Origin of the sequence: Amycolatopsis xylanica (genome assembly GCF_900107045.1) — a bacterium.
Classification (GTDB): domain Bacteria; phylum Actinomycetota; class Actinomycetes; order Mycobacteriales; family Pseudonocardiaceae; genus Amycolatopsis; species Amycolatopsis xylanica.
Genome location: NZ_FNON01000004.1, coordinates 223665 through 239370 on the forward strand (window position 1 = coordinate 223665; position 15706 = coordinate 239370).

At 69.5% G+C, this 15706-nt stretch carries 17 protein-coding genes; 6 read left to right on the forward strand and 11 right to left on the reverse strand.

Annotated elements, in window-relative coordinates; all coding sequences use genetic code 11:
- Nucleotides 1–239: 239 nt before the first annotated feature.
- The 3 genes from BLV57_RS19950 to BLV57_RS19960 all read right to left on the reverse strand — a co-directional run bounded on the left by BLV57_RS19950 (nucleotide 240) and on the right by BLV57_RS19960 (nucleotide 2921).
- Entirely contained in the window at nucleotides 240–647 is a 408-nt protein-coding gene (locus tag BLV57_RS19950) for a DUF3040 domain-containing protein (protein ID WP_091290881.1), read from the reverse strand.
- A 207-nt stretch (nucleotides 648–854) separates the two neighbouring features.
- Nucleotides 855–2072, reverse strand: a complete 1218-nt coding sequence (gene dinB, locus BLV57_RS19955) for a DNA polymerase IV (protein ID WP_091290884.1) — start codon at nucleotides 2070–2072, stop codon at nucleotides 855–857.
- Nucleotides 2073–2192: 120 nt separating this feature from the next.
- Entirely contained in the window at nucleotides 2193–2921 is a 729-nt protein-coding gene (locus BLV57_RS19960; protein WP_091290887.1) for a methyltransferase domain-containing protein, read from the reverse strand.
- 137 nt (nucleotides 2922–3058) lie between these two features.
- On the opposite strand from BLV57_RS19960, the gene BLV57_RS19965 reads away from it, so the two are divergent.
- The 4 genes from BLV57_RS19965 (at nucleotide 3059) to BLV57_RS19980 (ending at nucleotide 6656) form a co-directional block, all read left to right on the forward strand.
- Nucleotides 3059–3910, forward strand: coding sequence for a ParA family protein (locus BLV57_RS19965; protein ID WP_091290889.1), 852 nt, complete (start codon nucleotides 3059–3061; stop codon nucleotides 3908–3910).
- Nucleotides 3910–4710 (forward strand): DNA-formamidopyrimidine glycosylase family protein, encoded by an 801-nt coding sequence (locus BLV57_RS19970; protein ID WP_091290892.1) that lies wholly within the window; start codon nucleotides 3910–3912, stop codon nucleotides 4708–4710. The genes BLV57_RS19965 and BLV57_RS19970 overlap by 1 nt, the downstream gene beginning before the upstream one ends.
- A gap of 330 nt (nucleotides 4711–5040) precedes the next feature.
- Nucleotides 5041–5604, forward strand: a complete 564-nt coding sequence (locus BLV57_RS19975; RefSeq protein WP_091290895.1) for a GNAT family N-acetyltransferase — start codon at nucleotides 5041–5043, stop codon at nucleotides 5602–5604.
- Between the two features lie 14 nt (nucleotides 5605–5618).
- Nucleotides 5619–6656 carry a quinone-dependent dihydroorotate dehydrogenase gene (locus BLV57_RS19980; RefSeq protein WP_091290898.1) on the forward strand — a complete coding sequence of 346 codons (1038 nt, stop codon included), beginning with the start codon at nucleotides 5619–5621 and terminating at the stop codon, nucleotides 6654–6656.
- Here the strand turns inward: BLV57_RS19980 and atzF are convergent.
- From atzF to rimO, 8 genes are all read right to left on the reverse strand, one after another.
- On the reverse strand, nucleotides 6628–8385 hold the full coding sequence (atzF, locus tag BLV57_RS19985) for an allophanate hydrolase (protein ID WP_091290900.1): 1758 nt from the start codon (nucleotides 8383–8385) through the stop codon (nucleotides 6628–6630). The two genes, BLV57_RS19980 and atzF, sit on opposite strands and share 29 nt — an antisense overlap.
- A 34-nt stretch (nucleotides 8386–8419) precedes the next feature.
- Nucleotides 8420–9130 (reverse strand): GntR family transcriptional regulator, encoded by a 711-nt coding sequence (locus BLV57_RS19990; RefSeq protein WP_245757415.1) that lies wholly within the window; start codon nucleotides 9128–9130, stop codon nucleotides 8420–8422.
- A 116-nt stretch (nucleotides 9131–9246) separates the two neighbouring features.
- Nucleotides 9247–10218, reverse strand: coding sequence for a phage shock envelope stress response protein PspM (pspM, locus tag BLV57_RS19995; RefSeq protein WP_091290903.1), 972 nt, complete (start codon nucleotides 10216–10218; stop codon nucleotides 9247–9249).
- A gap of 92 nt (nucleotides 10219–10310) precedes the next feature.
- Nucleotides 10311–11144, reverse strand: coding sequence for a PspA/IM30 family protein (locus BLV57_RS20000; protein WP_091290906.1), 834 nt, complete (start codon nucleotides 11142–11144; stop codon nucleotides 10311–10313).
- Nucleotides 11145–11419: 275 nt separating this feature from the next.
- A complete protein-coding gene (locus BLV57_RS20005; protein WP_176968719.1) occupies nucleotides 11420–11863 on the reverse strand; it encodes a helix-turn-helix domain-containing protein in 444 nt (147 codons plus the stop codon).
- A 100-nt stretch (nucleotides 11864–11963) separates the two neighbouring features.
- Entirely contained in the window at nucleotides 11964–12422 is a 459-nt protein-coding gene (locus BLV57_RS20010) for a CinA family protein (protein WP_091290912.1), read from the reverse strand.
- 2 nt (nucleotides 12423–12424) lie between these two features.
- Nucleotides 12425–13066 carry a CDP-diacylglycerol--glycerol-3-phosphate 3-phosphatidyltransferase gene (gene pgsA, locus BLV57_RS20015; RefSeq protein WP_091290914.1) on the reverse strand — a complete coding sequence of 214 codons (642 nt, stop codon included), beginning with the start codon at nucleotides 13064–13066 and terminating at the stop codon, nucleotides 12425–12427.
- The gene (gene rimO / locus BLV57_RS20020; protein ID WP_091290917.1) at nucleotides 13063–14478 is read right to left on the reverse strand and encodes a 30S ribosomal protein S12 methylthiotransferase RimO; all 1416 of its coding nucleotides are present in this window, start codon (nucleotides 14476–14478) and stop codon (nucleotides 13063–13065) included. The genes pgsA and rimO overlap by 4 nt, the downstream gene beginning before the upstream one ends.
- A 73-nt stretch (nucleotides 14479–14551) precedes the next feature.
- Between rimO and BLV57_RS20025 the strand changes: the two genes are divergently transcribed.
- Nucleotides 14552–15076 carry an amino-acid N-acetyltransferase gene (locus BLV57_RS20025; RefSeq protein WP_245757416.1) on the forward strand — a complete coding sequence of 175 codons (525 nt, stop codon included), beginning with the start codon at nucleotides 14552–14554 and terminating at the stop codon, nucleotides 15074–15076.
- 98 nt (nucleotides 15077–15174) lie between these two features.
- Nucleotides 15175–15597 carry a phospholipase gene (locus BLV57_RS20030; protein ID WP_091290920.1) on the forward strand — a complete coding sequence of 141 codons (423 nt, stop codon included), beginning with the start codon at nucleotides 15175–15177 and terminating at the stop codon, nucleotides 15595–15597.
- The last annotated feature ends 109 nt before the right edge of the window (nucleotides 15598–15706 follow it).

Consider the following 15706-nt stretch of genomic DNA (forward strand, 5'->3'; position numbering starts at 1 on the left):
GCTTCGAGGGGCCTTCGCCGTCTACGGGTGCTCGGCTCGCGAAGCTCGGCCGCGGGACGGGCGGAAATCCCCGTTGGTGTGTGCGATTTGCGTCGTTGAACGACGCAAATCGCACACACCAACCCGGGCACGCTCACAACCTCGCGCTCCCCGGAACGGCGGCGCTACCGGCCCCGAGCATGAGGAAGGCCGCGCCCACCAGGTGGACGCGGCTTACCTAGGAAGTCCGGTGAGGGACCCTATTGGTCCTCGAAACGCTGACGGAAACGCTCTTCCATCCGCTGGGTGAAGGAACTCTTGCGGGAGCTGCCTCCCGACGGCCGGGACTGGGCCCCGCCGTCTTTGCCGTCCGCTGACTCGGCGCCCTGCCGAATCGACGTGACGGCGAGCATGACCCCGAAGAACATGACCAGGAAGCCGAACACGCTCACGAGCGGGATATCGGCGACCCGGATCGGCACCACGGCCACACCCAGCACCAGTAACGCGACCCCGACGACGAACAGGGCGATGCCCTGGATACGCCGCCTTCGAGCGGGTCGTCGCAACCTGGTGCCGCGCACCGTGGACGCGAACTTGGGGTCCTCGGCATAGAGCTCGCGCTCGATCTGATCGAGCAGCCGCTGCTCATGCTCGGAGAGTGGCATCTTTCCTCCTCCGGCACAGCTGTCGCGGGCGCCGGGCCGCGCAACGTCGTGGACCCAACAGACACCCCCTGGCGGGGGGCTACTGTCCAGGATACGAGTCCCGCGCTCAGACGACTACCCGATCTCGCATCATGCGTGCATAGATTTAGGGAAAAACACCGATTCGCCGGTTCAGAGCCGCGACAGAGCGTGCTCACGCGAGGAAAATCACCCGTCTTGCCGAGAAATCAGTGACGCAGGGCGCACGGCGGCGGCCCCGTACCGCGATCGTGCGGAGTCCGCGGCGACCTCGGCGTCGCGCCAGCGGGGCGCGCCGGACTCGAAGGTGAGCTGCTCGCCACCGCCCGCCGAACCGAGTCCCTCCACGCGAACGCCGATCAGCCGGACGGCACCCGTCGGCGCGTGCTCGGCGAGCAGCTCGACCGCCGTGCCGTGGATCTCCCTGGCGACGTCGGTGGCGGCGACCAGCGTCCGCGCCCTGGTGATGGTCTTGAAGTCGGCGAAGCGCACCTTGATCGACACGGTCCGGCCGCGGATTCCCTTGGCCCGCAAGGTGCCGCCCACCCGCTCGGCGAGCCGGAGCAGTTCGAGGCCGAGCTCGCCCCGGTCGTGTTTGTCCACATCGAACGTGACTTCGGCACCGATCGACTTCTCCGGCGAGTCCGGCACGACCTCGCGGTCGTCGTGGCCGTTCGCGAGCGCGTGCAGGTGCTCGCCGACCGCGACGCCCAGCGACCGGCGCAGCCTCGGCAGCGGCGCGGCGGCGACGTCGGCGATCGTGTCCAGCCCCAGCTGCTTGAGGTGCTCGCCGGTCCGTTTGCCGACACCCCAGAGCGCGGAAACCGGCAGCGGGTGCAGGAAGTCGAGCGTCTCGGCGGCGGGCACCACGACCATTCCGTCCGGTTTGGCCATCCCGCCTGCCAGCTTGGCGACGAACTTGACCTTCGCGACGCCGACAGAGCAGGTGATCCCATGTTCGGCGGCGACACGGCGCCGGATCTCGGCGCCGATGGCGGCAGGCGTGGTGTTCAAGCGTTTCAGCGCGCCACGAACGTCCAGAAAGGCCTCATCGAGACTCAGCGGTTCGACCAACGGGGTGAATTCGCGGAAGATCTCCATGACGCCGGCGGAGACCTCGCTGTAGAGCCCCCGCGTCGGCGGGATGTAGACGGCCTGCGGGCACAGCCGTTTCGCCGCACCGACCGGCATCGCCGAGCGCACCCCGAACTCGCGGGCGTGGTAGTTCGCCGACAGCACCACCGACCGCGGCCCGGCGCCGGCGACCACTACCGGCCGGTGCGCGAGCTCCGGGCGCGAGCGCAGCTCGACCGACGCGAAGAACGCGTCCATGTCCACATGCAGCAGTCCGCACCCGGTGTCATCCGGCCAGGACGTGTCGCCGGTTCCCACCCGGAACCGGCTCACCCCACCTCGTAGATCCCCACTGCGGCCCATGAACAGGACGCTACCCGGCACCACTGACAGTTCTGGGGAGACCGGGATTTAGCGGGCTTTATCCCGGGAAAGCACCCGGCATAAAGCCCGCTAAATCCTGGCGAGCGCGTGCAGGCGCGTGGCGACGTCGCGCAGCGGCGGCGTCGCAGCGGCCAGCAGCTCGAACTCGGCCAGTTCCTCTTCACGGGATCCGCCCGCGACCGCGTCGGAGACGACACCGTCACCCTGGATCGTCACGCCGTTCAGCCCGGCGCCCGCCAGCAACGCTTCCAGCCCGGGGACGTCGAAGCGGCGCAGCACGGTGTCACGCCCGCCCGGCAGCACACCGGCGGCGCTCTCCAGCACCTGGCGCGCCTCGGTGAGGCGACCGGCCAAGGCGCGGTGCAGCGCGGTCGCGAACCGGTTGGTGACCAGCACCGAGACCACCCCGCCCGGCGCGACGGCCTCGGCCAGCGCCGCGACCACGATCGCCGGGTCGTCGACGACCTCCAGCAGCCCGTGCGCGAGCACGAGATCGGCCGAGCCGGGGCTGACGTGGCGCGCGAGCGCGTCGGAGTCGTCGGCCACCACGGTGATCCGCGAGGACACGCCCTCTTCCTCGGCGCGGCGCTTCAGCGTCGCCAGCGCGTTCGGGTTGGGCTCGACCACGGTGACCAGGCACCCGGCCGAGGCGAACGGCACCGCCCAGCCGCCGCTGCCGCCGCCGACGTCGACCACGAGGGGCTGCTCGACGCCGCGCGAGCGGGCGGCCCGCAGTTCGGCCTCGAGCACGCGGCGCACCGCACCCGACCCGCGTGCTGCCACGGTGTCCGTTTTCATAGGCCGCAGCGTAATGGTCACCCGTACCTACCCGATCGGGTGGTCACAGCCTGTTCGCGCCGCCCGCACCAGCGCGGACGAGAGATTCGGCACCTTGCCCCGCAGCGCACCCCCGCCGAACCCGTAGGCTCTATCGAGTGCACACGGTCGCGGTTCTCAGCCTCAAGGGCGGTGTCGGGAAAACGACGGTCGCGCTAGGTATCGCATCCGCCGCTCTGCGTAGGGGCACCCGCACCTTGGTGGCCGATCTCGACCCGCAGGGCAACGCCACCACCTCGCTCGACCCGCCGTACACCGACGCCACCCTCGCCGACGTGCTGGAGACCCCGCACCGCGCGGTGCTGGAGCGGGCCATCGCGCCCAGTGTCTGGAGCGACGAGGTCGACGTGCTGGTCGGCGCCGAGGAACTCCAGCTGCTGAACGAGCCGGAAGCCGACCCACGCCGCCTCGAGAACCTCTCGCGCGCCCTCGACGAGCTGCACCGCGCGCCGATCCGCGAAGACCCGTACGAGCTCGTGATCCTCGACTGCCCGCCGTCGCTGGGCAGGCTGACCCGCTCGGCGCTGGTCGCCGCCGACAGCGCGCTGATCGTCACCGAGCCGACCATCTACGCGGTCACCGGCGCCCAGCGCGCGCTCGAGGCGATCGAGAAGACCCGCGAGGAGAACAACCCCGGCCTGCGCGCGATCGGCGTGCTCGTCAACAAGCTGCGCGTGCGGTCGTACGAGCACCAGTACCGGGTCGCCGAGCTGCGCGACTCGTTCGGCTCGCTGGTGATGCCGACCGGCATCCCCGACCGGCTCGCCGTGCAGCAGGCGCAGGGCGCGTGCAGCCCGATCCACGAGTGGAACTCGCCGGGCGCGCAGGAGATCGCGCTGACGTTCAACATGGTGCTGGCCAAGATCCTGCGCTCGAACCGGGCCGGCAGGCACCGCGTGCGCTCCGAAGAGCCGGAAGAGACCACAGAGCCCGCCTCGCAGCCGAGCTGATGCCCGAAGGCGACACCGTCTTCCTGGCCGGGAAGCAACTCGACAAGGCGCTCGCTGGCAAGACGCTGACGCGCGGCGAGTTCCGCCATCCCGCGCTCGCCACCGTCGATCTCGCAGGCCGTGACGTGCTCGGCGTCGGGACGGTCGGCAAGCACCTGCTGACCCGGTTCTCCGGCGACCTGACGCTGCACAGCCACCTGAAGATGGACGGCACCTGGCGGATCTACCCGCGCGGCGCGAGCTGGCGCTTCCCCGCGCACCACGCGCGCGTCATCCTGATGACCGAAGATATACAGGCGATCGGGTTCCGCCTGCACGACCTGAAACTGGTGCCCACCAAGGAAGAGCACACCCTCGTCGGCCATCTCGGCCCCGACCTGCTCGATCCACAATGGACGGACGAGCACGCCGCACGCGCGGCGGCCGCGTTACGCGCGAACCCCACGCGCGAACTCGGTCTCGCCTTGCTCGATCAGCGGGTCATGGCGGGCGTCGGCAACCTCTACAAGGTCGAGATGTGCTTCATCCTCGGCGTCACGCCGTGGACCCCGGTGTCCGAAGTGGACGCCGACAAGGTGGTCGCGCTCGGCCGCAAGCTCCTGCTCGCCAACGCCTGGCGGCACGAGCAGTGCACGACCGGCGACATGGGCCGCGGCCGCCGCAACTGGGTCTACGAGCGCACCCGCCAGGGCTGCTTCCGCTGCGGTGGCAAGGTCGTGGTCGCCGACCAGGGCCACGACGTGCGCAAGCGGCCGACCTGGTTCTGCCCCCGCTGTCAGGCTGGACCTGCTCCAGCATAAGGAAATAATGATGTTGCAGGCCGCCGGACTCTTCGCCTAGCGTGGCAGTACACAAGAGAGGAGGTGGTCCTGCGTTGAATACCAAGAGGACTTGTGAGGTGGCTGTCCGCTAGCGGACGCCGCGCGATGGGACTACCAGCGGCCACCTCGTGGCCAGCTTCGCGTGTTGCCTGCTAGCGAATACCAGGCAGTCACCAGGCCCCCGACGCCCCGGGAATCAGTCCGGCCCGGGCCCCACGGAAACCTTGCCGTGCGGGAAGGGCGTCGGGGGCTTCTTTATTTCCCGGAAAACCCCTCACGAAAACCGGCTTACGTCGCTAGCCTGGCGGCATGCTCCGTCCGGACTACCCGATCACCACCGAACGTCTCATCCTCCGGCCGTTCCGATCGGACGACCTCGACGCACTCAACGCCTTCCAGTCACGCTCCGACGTGGCCCGTTACCTCTACTGGGGCCCGCGCAGCCGTGCCGAATCGGCCGCGGCGCTGGCCAAGCGCATCCACAGCTCCACGCTGCAGAAGGAGGGCCAGTTCCTGGCCATCGCCGTCGAGCTGGCCTCGACCGGGCAGCTCATCGGCGACCTGAACCTCGAGTACCTCAGCGCGGAACACCGCCAGGGCGAGATCGGGTTCGTCTTCCACCCCGACTTCCACGGCAAGGGCTTCGCCGCCGAGGCCGCCGCCGAGCTGCTGCGGCTGGGCTTCGAAGAGCTCGGCCTGCACCGGATCATCGGCCGTTGTGACGGTCGCAACATCGCCTCGTCCAGCCTGATGGAACGCCTCGGCATGCGCAAAGAGGCCCACCTGCGGGAGAACGAGGTGGTCAAGGGCGACTGGACCGACGAGCTCATCTTCGCGATGCTCGAGGACGAATGGAAGGCGCGGGAGGCGTAAGGCACGATGGGCCCGTGCTGTTCGACAAGATCATTCGCCCCGCGCTGTACGGGCTGAGCAAGAACGACCCCGAGCTGGTGCACGAGCGCACCTTGCAGGTGCTGGCGAAGGTCAGCCGGTCGTCGCCCGCGCTCGCCGCGCTGCGCCGCGTCTACCGCACCGAGGCCCCGGTTTCGGTGCTGGGCCTGGACTTCCCCAACCCGGTGGGGCTCGCCGCCGGGATGGACAAGAACGGCCGCGCGCTGCACGCGTGGCCCGCGCTGGGCTTCGGGTTCGTCGAGGTCGGCACCGTGACCGGGCTCGCGCAGCCCGGCAACCCCAAGCCGAGGCTGTACACGCTCCCGGCGACCGACGCGGTGATCAACCGCATGGGCTTCAACAACGAGGGCGCCGAGGCGCTCGCCGCGCGGCTCAAGGCGTTCGGCAAGCCGGACGTCCCGCTCGGGATCAGCATCGGCAAGTCCAAGGTCACCCCACTCGAAGCGGCGGTCGAGGACTACCGGTCGTCACTCAAGGCGCTGTACCCGTTCGCCGACTACTTCGCGATCAACGTCAGCTCGCCGAACACGCCGGGCCTGCGCGCGCTGCAGGACAAGTCCGCGCTGGCCGAACTGCTCGCCGAGCTGCGCAAGACCATGACCGAGCTGGGCAAGCCGGTGCCGCTGCTGGTGAAGGTCGCACCCGACCTCACCGACGAGGCGCTGGCCGAGCTGCTCGGCGTCTGCGAAGAGCACCGCGTCGACGGGCTCATCGCCACCAACACCACCCTTTCCCGCGAGGGCATCGCGCCGTCGGACGCCCACCTCGCCGACCAGGCAGGCGGACTTTCCGGCAGGCCGCTGACCTCCCGCGCGCGGGAGGTCGTCGAGTTCGTGCACACCGAGACCGGTGGCAAGCTCCCGATCATCGGCGTCGGCGGCATCCTCGACGCCGACGACGCGCGGCGCCTGCTCGACGCCGGCGCGAGCCTGGTCCAGCTCTACACCGGCTTCGCGCTGCACGGACCCGGCTTGGTCCACCGGGTCACACGGGGTCTTTCCGGCAGGCGATGATCCGCCGCAGGTAAGCACGCCAGCCGCCGAACGCGGTGATGTCCTTCGCGCCTTCGGCCGCCGACGGGTCGCAGTAGAAGCCGACCGCCTCGGTGCCGTCGTCGAGCAGGATCCGGCCGAGCAGCATCGGCGCGGGCAGCCCGGCGAGGAACTTGCCGAGCGCGGCTGGCGAGAGCAGCCAGCGCTCGCCTTCCAGCGACGCGCCTCCGGCGCCGACATGCAGGAGTCCCGGTTTCGGCGGGCTCGTCGGCAAGGCCACCATGCGGTACTCCTCCGCCGTGAGCACCTCCTCGGCGAAGCGGGCGCCGAGGTCGGTGAGCTGGTGGTTCAACGGCTGCCCGCGTAGGTGCGCCCCGAACACGACCAGGTCGATTCCCTTGTCGGGATAAGGGGTTTCGGCCAGTTCGCCGGTGAACAGCGCGGCGAGGTCGAGCGCGATCTGGTCGTCGAACGCGCGGGTGAGCACGGTCAGCCCGAACGAGCCGCCGTCCGCGGTCCCGGCGGGCACCGCGACACCGGCCATGTCGAGCAGGTTCACGAAGTTCGTGTACGTGCCTAGTCGCTTGTTGACCCCGACCGGGTCCTTCTCGACCTGGGCGAGCGTCGGGTGCTCCGGCACCGTCGGCAGCACGAGCGCGTCCTGCCCGGCGAGCAGCTTCTCGGCCGTCGCCTTGGCTTGGGCGAGCCGTTCCTGGTCGGCGGCCAAGTCGTGCGCCTTGAGCTTGCCCGCGGCCAAGATGATCTTCGCGACCGTCGGGTCGGCGTCTTCCGGGTGCTCGCGCAGGAACGCGCCGACCGCGGCGTACCGCTCGGCGACCAATGCGCCGTCGTAGAGCAGCTTCGCCGCGTCCAGCAACGGCGAGATGTCGACCGTGGTGACGATCGCCCCCGACGCGCGCAGCGACGCGACGGCCGCCGCGAACGCCCGGTGCGCGCTCGGCGAGAGCGGTTCGAGGTTCTTGTCGGCCGGGATCGCGACGCGGGGATGCTCACCCGCGCTCAACCGGACCGAGTCCGGCCAGGCGCGGCTCTGCGGGTCTTCGGCGTCCGGGCCGGTCATCTCGGCGAGCGCGAGCTGCGCCGTGGTGAGCTTGCGGGCGAAGATCGTCACGCAGTCGTACGACCGCGCCGCGGGCACCACACCCGTCTTCGGCACCAGCCCGAGCGTCGGCTTGAGCCCGACGATCCCGTTGAACGCGGCCGGCACGCGCCCGGAGCCCGCGGTGTCGGTGCCGATCGCGATGTCGACCAGTTCCAGCGCGACCGCGACGGCCGAGCCCGAACTCGAGCCGCCGCTGACCTTGAGCGGGTCCTTCGCCCCGCGCACCGCGCCGTACGGGCTGCGCGACCCGACGAGCCCGGTGGCGAACTGGTCCATGTTCGTCTTGCCGAGCACCACGGCGCCCGCCTGCGTCAGCCGCCGCACGGCCGTCGCGCTCACCTCGGGCGTGTACGCGAACGCCGGGCACCCGGCCGTCGTCGGCAGGCCCGCGACGTCCACATTGTCTTTGACAGCAAGGAGAAGCCCGGCCAGTGGCGGCCGCTCCCCCGCGCGCACCCGTTCGTCGACCGCCTTGGCGTCGACGAGCACGTCTTCGGCGGAACGCAGGGTGATCCAGACTTCGGGCCGGTCGACCTCGGCGATCCGGTCGAACGCGGCCATCACCCGTCCGACGGCGCTCGCGGGGGTCGGCGGGACGTACTCGGGTTCCGGCGGGAGCGTGGTCATGGTGCGTCCTTTCCTCGGCGGGCGGGCGGTTCCCTCAAGAAAGTCCACTGTGGAGCGCCAGTTGCGTCAGAGCGCGCTCCGCGCGACTGAGAACCACCGAGAGCGAACCGCCGACATGGGCGAACAACGCGTCGTAAGCACGCTCGAGTTCGCCGTCGCGGATCGCCTGGAGGATCTCCAGATGTTCGTCGATGGTCTCGGAAATCCGTTCCGCGGTAAGGAAGTCGTACATCCGGACCCGCCGGATCTTCTGGTTCACCGCGATCAGCGCGTCGGTCAGCGCGGGATTGCCCGACGCGGCGGAAAGGGTGACATGGAACTGTTCGTCGTGCACGACGAACCGCGGGTCCGCCGGGGGCGGATCCGCGCGGAAGGCCCGCCACCGCGCCAGCTCGGCGTCGATGATCGTCAGGTCATGCCACGTCGCCGGGTCCTCGATGGCCCGTGCGATCCCCCTGAGCTCCAGGGTCACGCGGAGCTCGTACAGATCCTTGAGCTCGGCGAGATTGGGTGTGGTGACGTAGAAGCCGTTGTCCCGGCGCTCGATCAGGCCGTCGGTGGCCAGCCGGGCGAGTGCTTCACGGACGGGTGTCCTGGAGACGCCATAGCGCTGCGCGAGCCGCTCTTCCCCGAGGCGCACGCGCGGCTTCACGAGCCCGCCCATGACCTCCTCGCGCAGTCGGAGGTACACCTCGGCGGCCCGTGACTTAGCCGTATCCGGCGTTGTATACAGCCCTGCATTCACACTGACCAGGGTAAACGCTCCGCGTTGCGGCGAACACAGGTTTTGCGTTACGTGCGCGTTTCGGTACCGGTGCGCAACCAGGCGATCACGCACAGACAGTCATCAGGGCCCAGAAGTCAGGACAGCTCCCGCAACGCGATCGCGAGACCGGCGAGGTGATCGGTGGCGTTGGTGAGCGCCTCCTTGGACACGCCCATGCCGCCGCCGCTCGCGGCGACCGCGTGCCCGGCCGCGGCGACGAGCGCGCCGTAGCCCTCGAGGCCGTCCTCGAGCTGATCGGTCAGTGAGCGGATGGCGGAGTCCAAAGCGGCCCGTTCGCCCGCCGGAGCGGCGTTGCGGGCGCGTTCGATGGCCTGGATGCGGCCCGCCAGCCCGCGCAGCGCGGCGGCGGCCTCGTTCGCGGTGTTGCGGGCGTCGGCGACCGAGATCTCGGGGATCGCCGTGGTGCCGACCGACGTCGGGATGGAGAGCTGGCGGAGGAGCTCGGTCAGCGAGGCCTCGGACTCGGCGAGCCGCTCCATCGGGATGCGGGCGGCCGAGGAGGCGGACGGCAACGGCGGCGGCGTGGTGCTCACCGGGAGCTGGGTCTTGCCGAGCTGGCGCAACCGCAGGCCCGAGCGGACGCCGAGGGTGCCGGTGATGATCACGCCCGCGATGCCCGCGACGGCCTGTGCCATGTCGCCGGCCGGGTTGCCGATCAGGCCGGTGCCGGTGACGAGCGCGTAGAGGCCACAGAGGACGGTCAGCATGAACCAGAAAGTCATGGCCCGGGAAGCGCGGCGCTTACGCCGCTGGAGCTTCGACTCGGGGGTGTTCCACTGTGTCCACTTGGCACGGGCCTCGGCCACCACCGGGATGTCCGCCGCGGTCACCTTGAGCTGAGGCAGCTTCACCGGCGGGATCTTCATCGGCGGCCGGGGCGTGGCGGGGCCACGCTGGGAGGCGGGCCGGTTGCCGCCCTCTTCGCCGGGCGGGAAGTACTTCTGCAGCTTCTCCTGGGCGCGCTGCGCGTAGTCGGGCAGCCGTTCGATGTGCTTTTCCAGCTTCGCGTTGAACTCGCTGAAGTCCCGCTTACCCGATCCGCTCATCCCGAGCCCCCACCCGCCTAGTCAGGTCAAAGCCACCCCGGCCCCACGCCGCCGGACCCTCGGGCCTGGCGACGCGGAACCGGGAACGCACATCAATTCTTCTGCTGCTCCTGCTGCACCCGCGCCTGGATCTCGCGCTGGATGTCGGCACCCGAGGACGCCGGCTTCGCGGCGGCGGTGCCACCGGTGACCTGCGCGACCGAGTCGCCCTTCATGGACGCGCGGATCTGCTCGAGACGCGAGTGGCCCGCCAGCTGCGTGGTCGAGTGCTGGACCTCCAGCATCCGGCCCTGCACCGAGTTCTGCGCGAGCTCGGCGGAGCCCAGCGCGGTGGCGTAGCGCTTCTCGATCTTCTCGCGGACCTCGTCCAGCGACGGGGTGTTGCCCGGCGCGGCCAGCTCGGTCATCGAGTTGAGCGAAGCCGAGACCTTCTCCTGCATCTTGGCCTGCTCCAGCTGCGAGAGCAGCTTGGTGCGCTCGGCCAGCTTCTGCTGGAGCATGGTCGCGTTGCGCTCGACGGCCTGCTTGGCCTGCGCGGCAGCCGAGAGCGACTGGTCGTGCAGGGTCTTGAGGTCCTCGATGCTCTGCTCGGCGGAGACGAGCTGCGCGGCGAACCCCTCGGCCGCGTTCTCGAACTCACTCGCCTTCTGCTCGTCGCCCTTGGCGCGCGCCTCGTCGGCGAGCACCAGCGCCTGGCGGGTCGAAGCCTGCAGCTTCTCCACGTCGCCGAGCTGGCGGTTGAGCTTCATCTCCAGCTGACGCTGGTTGCCGATCACCGCTGCGGCCTGCTGGGAGAGCGCCTGGTGGTTGCGCTGCGCCTCCTCGATGGCCTGCTGGATCTGTACCTTCGGGTCAGCGTGCTCGTCGATCTTCGACGAGAACGCCGCCATCATGTACTTCCAGAACTTCACGAAAGGGTTGGCCATCTCCTCCGCCTGCCTTCTTGCGTCCCACTGGCTCGAATACCCGATGGTGGGGCGTGCATCCCCCTGCCACCGCGCCGCGCTGAGCGGCGCTGGTTACAGGAGTTGAACGTCCCGACCCCGGCGTTGAGTTCCATCGTGTCAGGTTGCCGTTGAGCCTTCCAGGCGACCCCGGGAGAATTCAGGGAGGACCCTGATCGTGATAGGCGTGAAACAAAGGCGGCCCCGGGGGTGAATGCCCCGGGGCCGCCTTGCTCACTGAAGAGATCGAAGTGCTCTCACGCCGCGATGATCGAAGCCATCTTCGGCGCGCTGATCGTGGTCCGCAAGGTCGGGCTCATCCTCGGCGGCCCGGAAAGCCGCAGGTCGGCGAGGTCATTGCCGATCATGCCGGGCACCAGGCTGCCGCCTTCGACGTTGCCGCTGGCGGCCTTCGGGGCCTCCTTGGCGCCTGGACGCTCCTCCACGGGCACGACCTCGACGTTGTCCAGCGCGGACACGTCGGCGGCCACGTTGTGCAGCAGCTCACCCAATGGCAGTTCGAGCGCCTCACAGATCGAAGCCAGCAGCTCGCTGGACGCTTCCTTCTGCCCCCGTTCGACCTCGGAGAGATATCCGAGGCTGACCCTGGCGGCGCGGGAGATGTCGCGCAGCGTTCGACGCTGGTTGGTGCGGGCATGACGGAGCCGATCACCGATCGCCTCACGCAACAGCACGGTCATCACGCGCCTCCCTTCCCGGTCTACTAGTCACCACGTTACCCAGAGCAGACGGGTAAACGCAGGGTTTGACACGTCCGTACGCCAAGGGCGAACGCTTGGATCAAGCTAGATGTTCCCCGAGCAGATCGAGCGCCGCACGCACGGATGCCACCCGGATGGCTGATCGATCACCGTCAAGTCGCAGCTCACGGACCAGATGGACGGGACCGGCCAGTCCAACGTAGACCGTGCCGGGGCTCACACCGTCCTGCGGATCCGGCCCGGCGACCCCGGTCAAACCGAGACCCCAAACAGCACGACAGCGTAACCTGGCGCCTCCCGCCAGCTGGGCGGCGACCTCCGGATGCACCGCGCCGTGCTCGGCCAGCAGGTCCCGGTCGACCCCGGCCAGCTCCGCCTTGAGCTCGGTCGCGTAGACGATCAGCCCGCCGCGCACGGCCCGGCTGGAACCCGGCACATCGGTCAGCGCGGCACAAACCAGGCCCGCGGTGAGCGACTCGGCCGTGGCGACCGTCTCGCCCCGCTCGACGAGCCGGGCGATCACCTCCGCCGCGTCCATCGTCAGGAGCCCGCTCCGGCCCGCTGGCCCGCCGCGCGCAGCTTGACCGCGCGGACGACGTAGTCCAGCCCGGTGACGACCGTCAGCACCAGCGCGAGGCCCATGAGCACCCAGCGCACGATCTCGGCCGACGCTGGCAGCGGCAGCAGGTAGGCGGTGATCGCCGCGACCTGGGTCAGCGTCTTCGCCTTGCCGCCCCGGCTGGCCGGGATCACGCCGTGCTTGATCACCCAGAAGCGCAGGAGCGTCACGCCGACCTCGCGGACGGCGATCACGATCGTCACCCACCAGCCGAGCTCGCCCAGCACGCTCAGCCCGACCAGCGCGGCCCCGATCAGCGCCTTGTCCGCGATCGGGTCGGCGATCTTGCCGAAGTCGGTGATCAGGCCGTATTTGCGGGCCACCCAGCCGTCGACCTGGTCGGTGAACGAGGCGATGGCGAACAGCGCGGTGGCGATGGCCCGCCAGAAGGTATCGGTGCCGTCGCCGGTGAACAGCGCGATGACGAACAGCGGGACCAGCACGAGCCTGGACATGGTCAGCAGGTTCGCGAGGTTGAGGGTCGGGACCGGGGTCGGCTCCGGCACCGCGGCGGGCTGGGCTTCGCGGGCGTCGCCACCCGCGTCGCTGGGCGCCGTACTCACGGTATCGGCCGCACGATCAGGTCGACGCCTTCGGAATCGACGACTTCGCAGCGCACGAACTGCCCCACGGTCAGCCCCTCGGACTCGATGACCACGCACTCGCCGTCGACCTCGGGCGCCTGGTGCGCCGCGCGGCCGATCGGGTCGTCGTCCTCGTCGACGTTTTCGATCAGCACGTCGACCATGGTGCCGATGCGGTCCTCGGCGCGCTGGGTGGTGAGCTCCTCGACCAGCGCCGAGATGCGCGAAACCCGCTCGGTGACCACGTCGGGGTCGAGCTTGCCGTCGAACGTCTCCGCCTCGGTGCCGTCCTCGTCGGAGTAGCCGAACACACCGACCGCGTCGAGCCTGGCGCCGGTCAGGAACCGCTCCAGCTCGGCCAGGTCGTCCTCGGTCTCGCCGGGGAAGCCGACGATCACGTTGGTGCGGATGCCCGCCTCCGGCGAGAGCTCCCGGATCTGCTCGGTGAGCGCGAGGAAGGAGTCGGTCGAGCCGAACCGGCGCATGCGGCGCAGCACGGTCTCGCTGGAGTGCTGGAACGACAGGTCGAAGTAGTCGGCGACACCGGGCGTGGTCGCGATGGTCTTCACCAGGCCTGGCCGGGTCTCGGCGGGCTGCAGGTAGGAGACGCGGACGCGTTCGATGCCCTCGACCGCGGCCAGGCGCGGGAGCAGCAGCTCGAGCGCGCGGGCGCCGTCCCGGCCGAAGTCCTTGCCGTAGGAGGTCGAGTTCTCGCTGACCAGGAAGACCTCTTTGACGCCGTTCTGGGCGAGCCACATGGCCTCGGCGACGATCTCGTCCGGCTGACGCGAGACGAACGAGCCCCGGAAGGACGGGATCGCGCAGAACGAGCAGCGGCGGTCACAGCCGGACGCGATCTTCAGCGCTGCGACCGGCGCGTCGTCCAGCCGGGTCCGCAGCACGCGCGGGCCCCAGCCGTGCTGGGCGTGGCCTGGCACCTCGACCTCTTCGCTCGCGCTCTGGCGCTGCACCGGGCTGATCGGTAGCAGCTTGCGGCGGTCGGAGGGGGTGTGCGAGGCGACCGTGCGCCCGGCGACGATGTCGTCGAGCCGGTCGGAGAGGTCGGCGTAGTGATCGAACCCGAGCACGGCGTCGGCCTCGGGCAGGCTGTCGGCGAGCTCGTTGCCGTAGCGCTCCGCCATGCAGCCGACCGCGACGACCTTGGCCCCGGTGTCGGAGGCGGCGAGCAGCGTGTCGACGGAGTCCTTTTTGGCCGACTCGACGAAGCCGCAGGTGTTGACCACCACGACGTCGGACTCTTCCGGCTCGGCAGCGAGTTCCCAACCGCCGGCGGCCAGGCGCCCGGCGAGCTCCTCGGAATCGACCTCGTTACGGGCACAGCCCAGGGTCAGCAAGGAGACGCGGCGATTACCGGTGGTGGGAGAAGGCACATGGCTTAGCGTAGCTGGCGCCCTTCACGCTCCCCCGATCACTCACGTCCACCGCCTCGCTAAGTTGACACGCGTGTCCTCCGAAGTGTCGTCCGAAGCAGACAAGCTGACCGTCCGCCGTGCCCGGATCGCGGACGTGCGCAAGATCAAGACGCTCGTCGACTCCGACGCTGGCCGCGTGCTGCTGGAGAAAGAGCTGGTCACGCTGTACGAGGACATGCAGGAGTTCTGGGTGGCCGAGTCCGAGGGCGAGGTGCTCGGCTGCGGCGCGCTGCACGTGCTCTGGGAGGACCTCGCCGAGATCCGCACGATCGTGGTCGACAAGGCGGCCAGGGGACGTGGCATCGGTCACGCTCTCGTCAGCCAGCTGGTCGGGCTGGCCATCGAGCTCGGGCTTCAGCGCGTGTTCGTCCTCACGTTCGAGACCCGCTTCTTCGCCAAGCACGGCTTCGTGGAGATCGAGGGCACGCCCGTCCCCCAAGAGGTCTACGAGGAGATGCGCCGTTCGGTGGACACCGGCGTCGCCGAATTCCTCGACCTGCCCTACGTCAAGCCGAACACGCTGGGCAATTCGCGCATGTTGCTCGAACTTCCCTGATGCTTCATCAAGTCGTCCACCCTTCGGCGGTGGTGATCCACGCCATAACACCCGAAGCTGTGCTGGCTTGAAATTCGCCGACCAGCTTGGGGGCCCGAATGCGCAAGACACTGCGTTCGTTCATCACCACCATCGCCGTCGCCGCCACCGTCATGCTCGGTGCGGGCACGGCGCAGGCAGTCGACATTCCCGCTGTCACCGACACCTACCTCTTCAACACCTCCCTGGGTAACTTCCAGACGATCCGGGCCCAGCGGCCCTACGACGGCCAGCTCGACTGGTCCTCGGACGGTTGTTCCTGGTCCCCGGACCGGCCGCTCGGCTGGGACTTCGTCAAGGGCTGCTATCGCCACGACTTCGGCTACCGCAACTACAAGAAGCAGGGCCGCTGGAACGAGACCAACCGCAAGCGGATCGACGACAAGCTCTACTCGGACCTCCTCAGCCTCTGCGGTGGCAACGTGATCTGCAAGGGCACGGCCTGGACCTACTACCAGGCCGTCCGCAAGTTCGGTAACTGACGCGTCCCCGATCGCTTCCGCTTTCCGCCGCTGATCTCCGCGGGGCCGCTCCGAACGTCCGGAGCGGCCTCGCGGCCCAGCCGCGACGGCTGCAGCCTCCCGAACGCCA

What these genes read in the sequence shown, in the direction of transcription:
- BLV57_RS20010 (WP_091290912.1), bottom strand. Translation starts at nt 12,422, where the DNA reads ATGGACGCGGCGGAGGTGATCGCCCGGCTCGTCGAGCGGGGCGAGACG.
- BLV57_RS19975 (WP_091290895.1), top strand. Translation starts at nt 5,041, where the DNA reads ATGCTCCGTCCGGACTACCCGATCACCACCGAACGTCTCATCCTCCGG.
- BLV57_RS20005 (WP_176968719.1), bottom strand. Translation starts at nt 11,863, where the DNA reads ATGACCGTGCTGTTGCGTGAGGCGATCGGTGATCGGCTCCGTCATGCC.
- BLV57_RS19950 (WP_091290881.1), bottom strand. Translation starts at nt 647, where the DNA reads ATGCCACTCTCCGAGCATGAGCAGCGGCTGCTCGATCAGATCGAGCGC.
- BLV57_RS20000 (WP_091290906.1), bottom strand. Translation starts at nt 11,144, where the DNA reads ATGGCCAACCCTTTCGTGAAGTTCTGGAAGTACATGATGGCGGCGTTC.
- BLV57_RS19960 (WP_091290887.1), bottom strand. Translation starts at nt 2,921, where the DNA reads ATGAAAACGGACACCGTGGCAGCACGCGGGTCGGGTGCGGTGCGCCGC.
- pspM (WP_091290903.1), bottom strand. Translation starts at nt 10,218, where the DNA reads ATGAGCGGATCGGGTAAGCGGGACTTCAGCGAGTTCAACGCGAAGCTG.
- BLV57_RS19970 (WP_091290892.1), top strand. Translation starts at nt 3,910, where the DNA reads ATGCCCGAAGGCGACACCGTCTTCCTGGCCGGGAAGCAACTCGACAAG.
- BLV57_RS20030 (WP_091290920.1), top strand. Translation starts at nt 15,175, where the DNA reads ATGCGCAAGACACTGCGTTCGTTCATCACCACCATCGCCGTCGCCGCC.
- atzF (WP_091290900.1), bottom strand. Translation starts at nt 8,385, where the DNA reads ATGACCACGCTCCCGCCGGAACCCGAGTACGTCCCGCCGACCCCCGCG.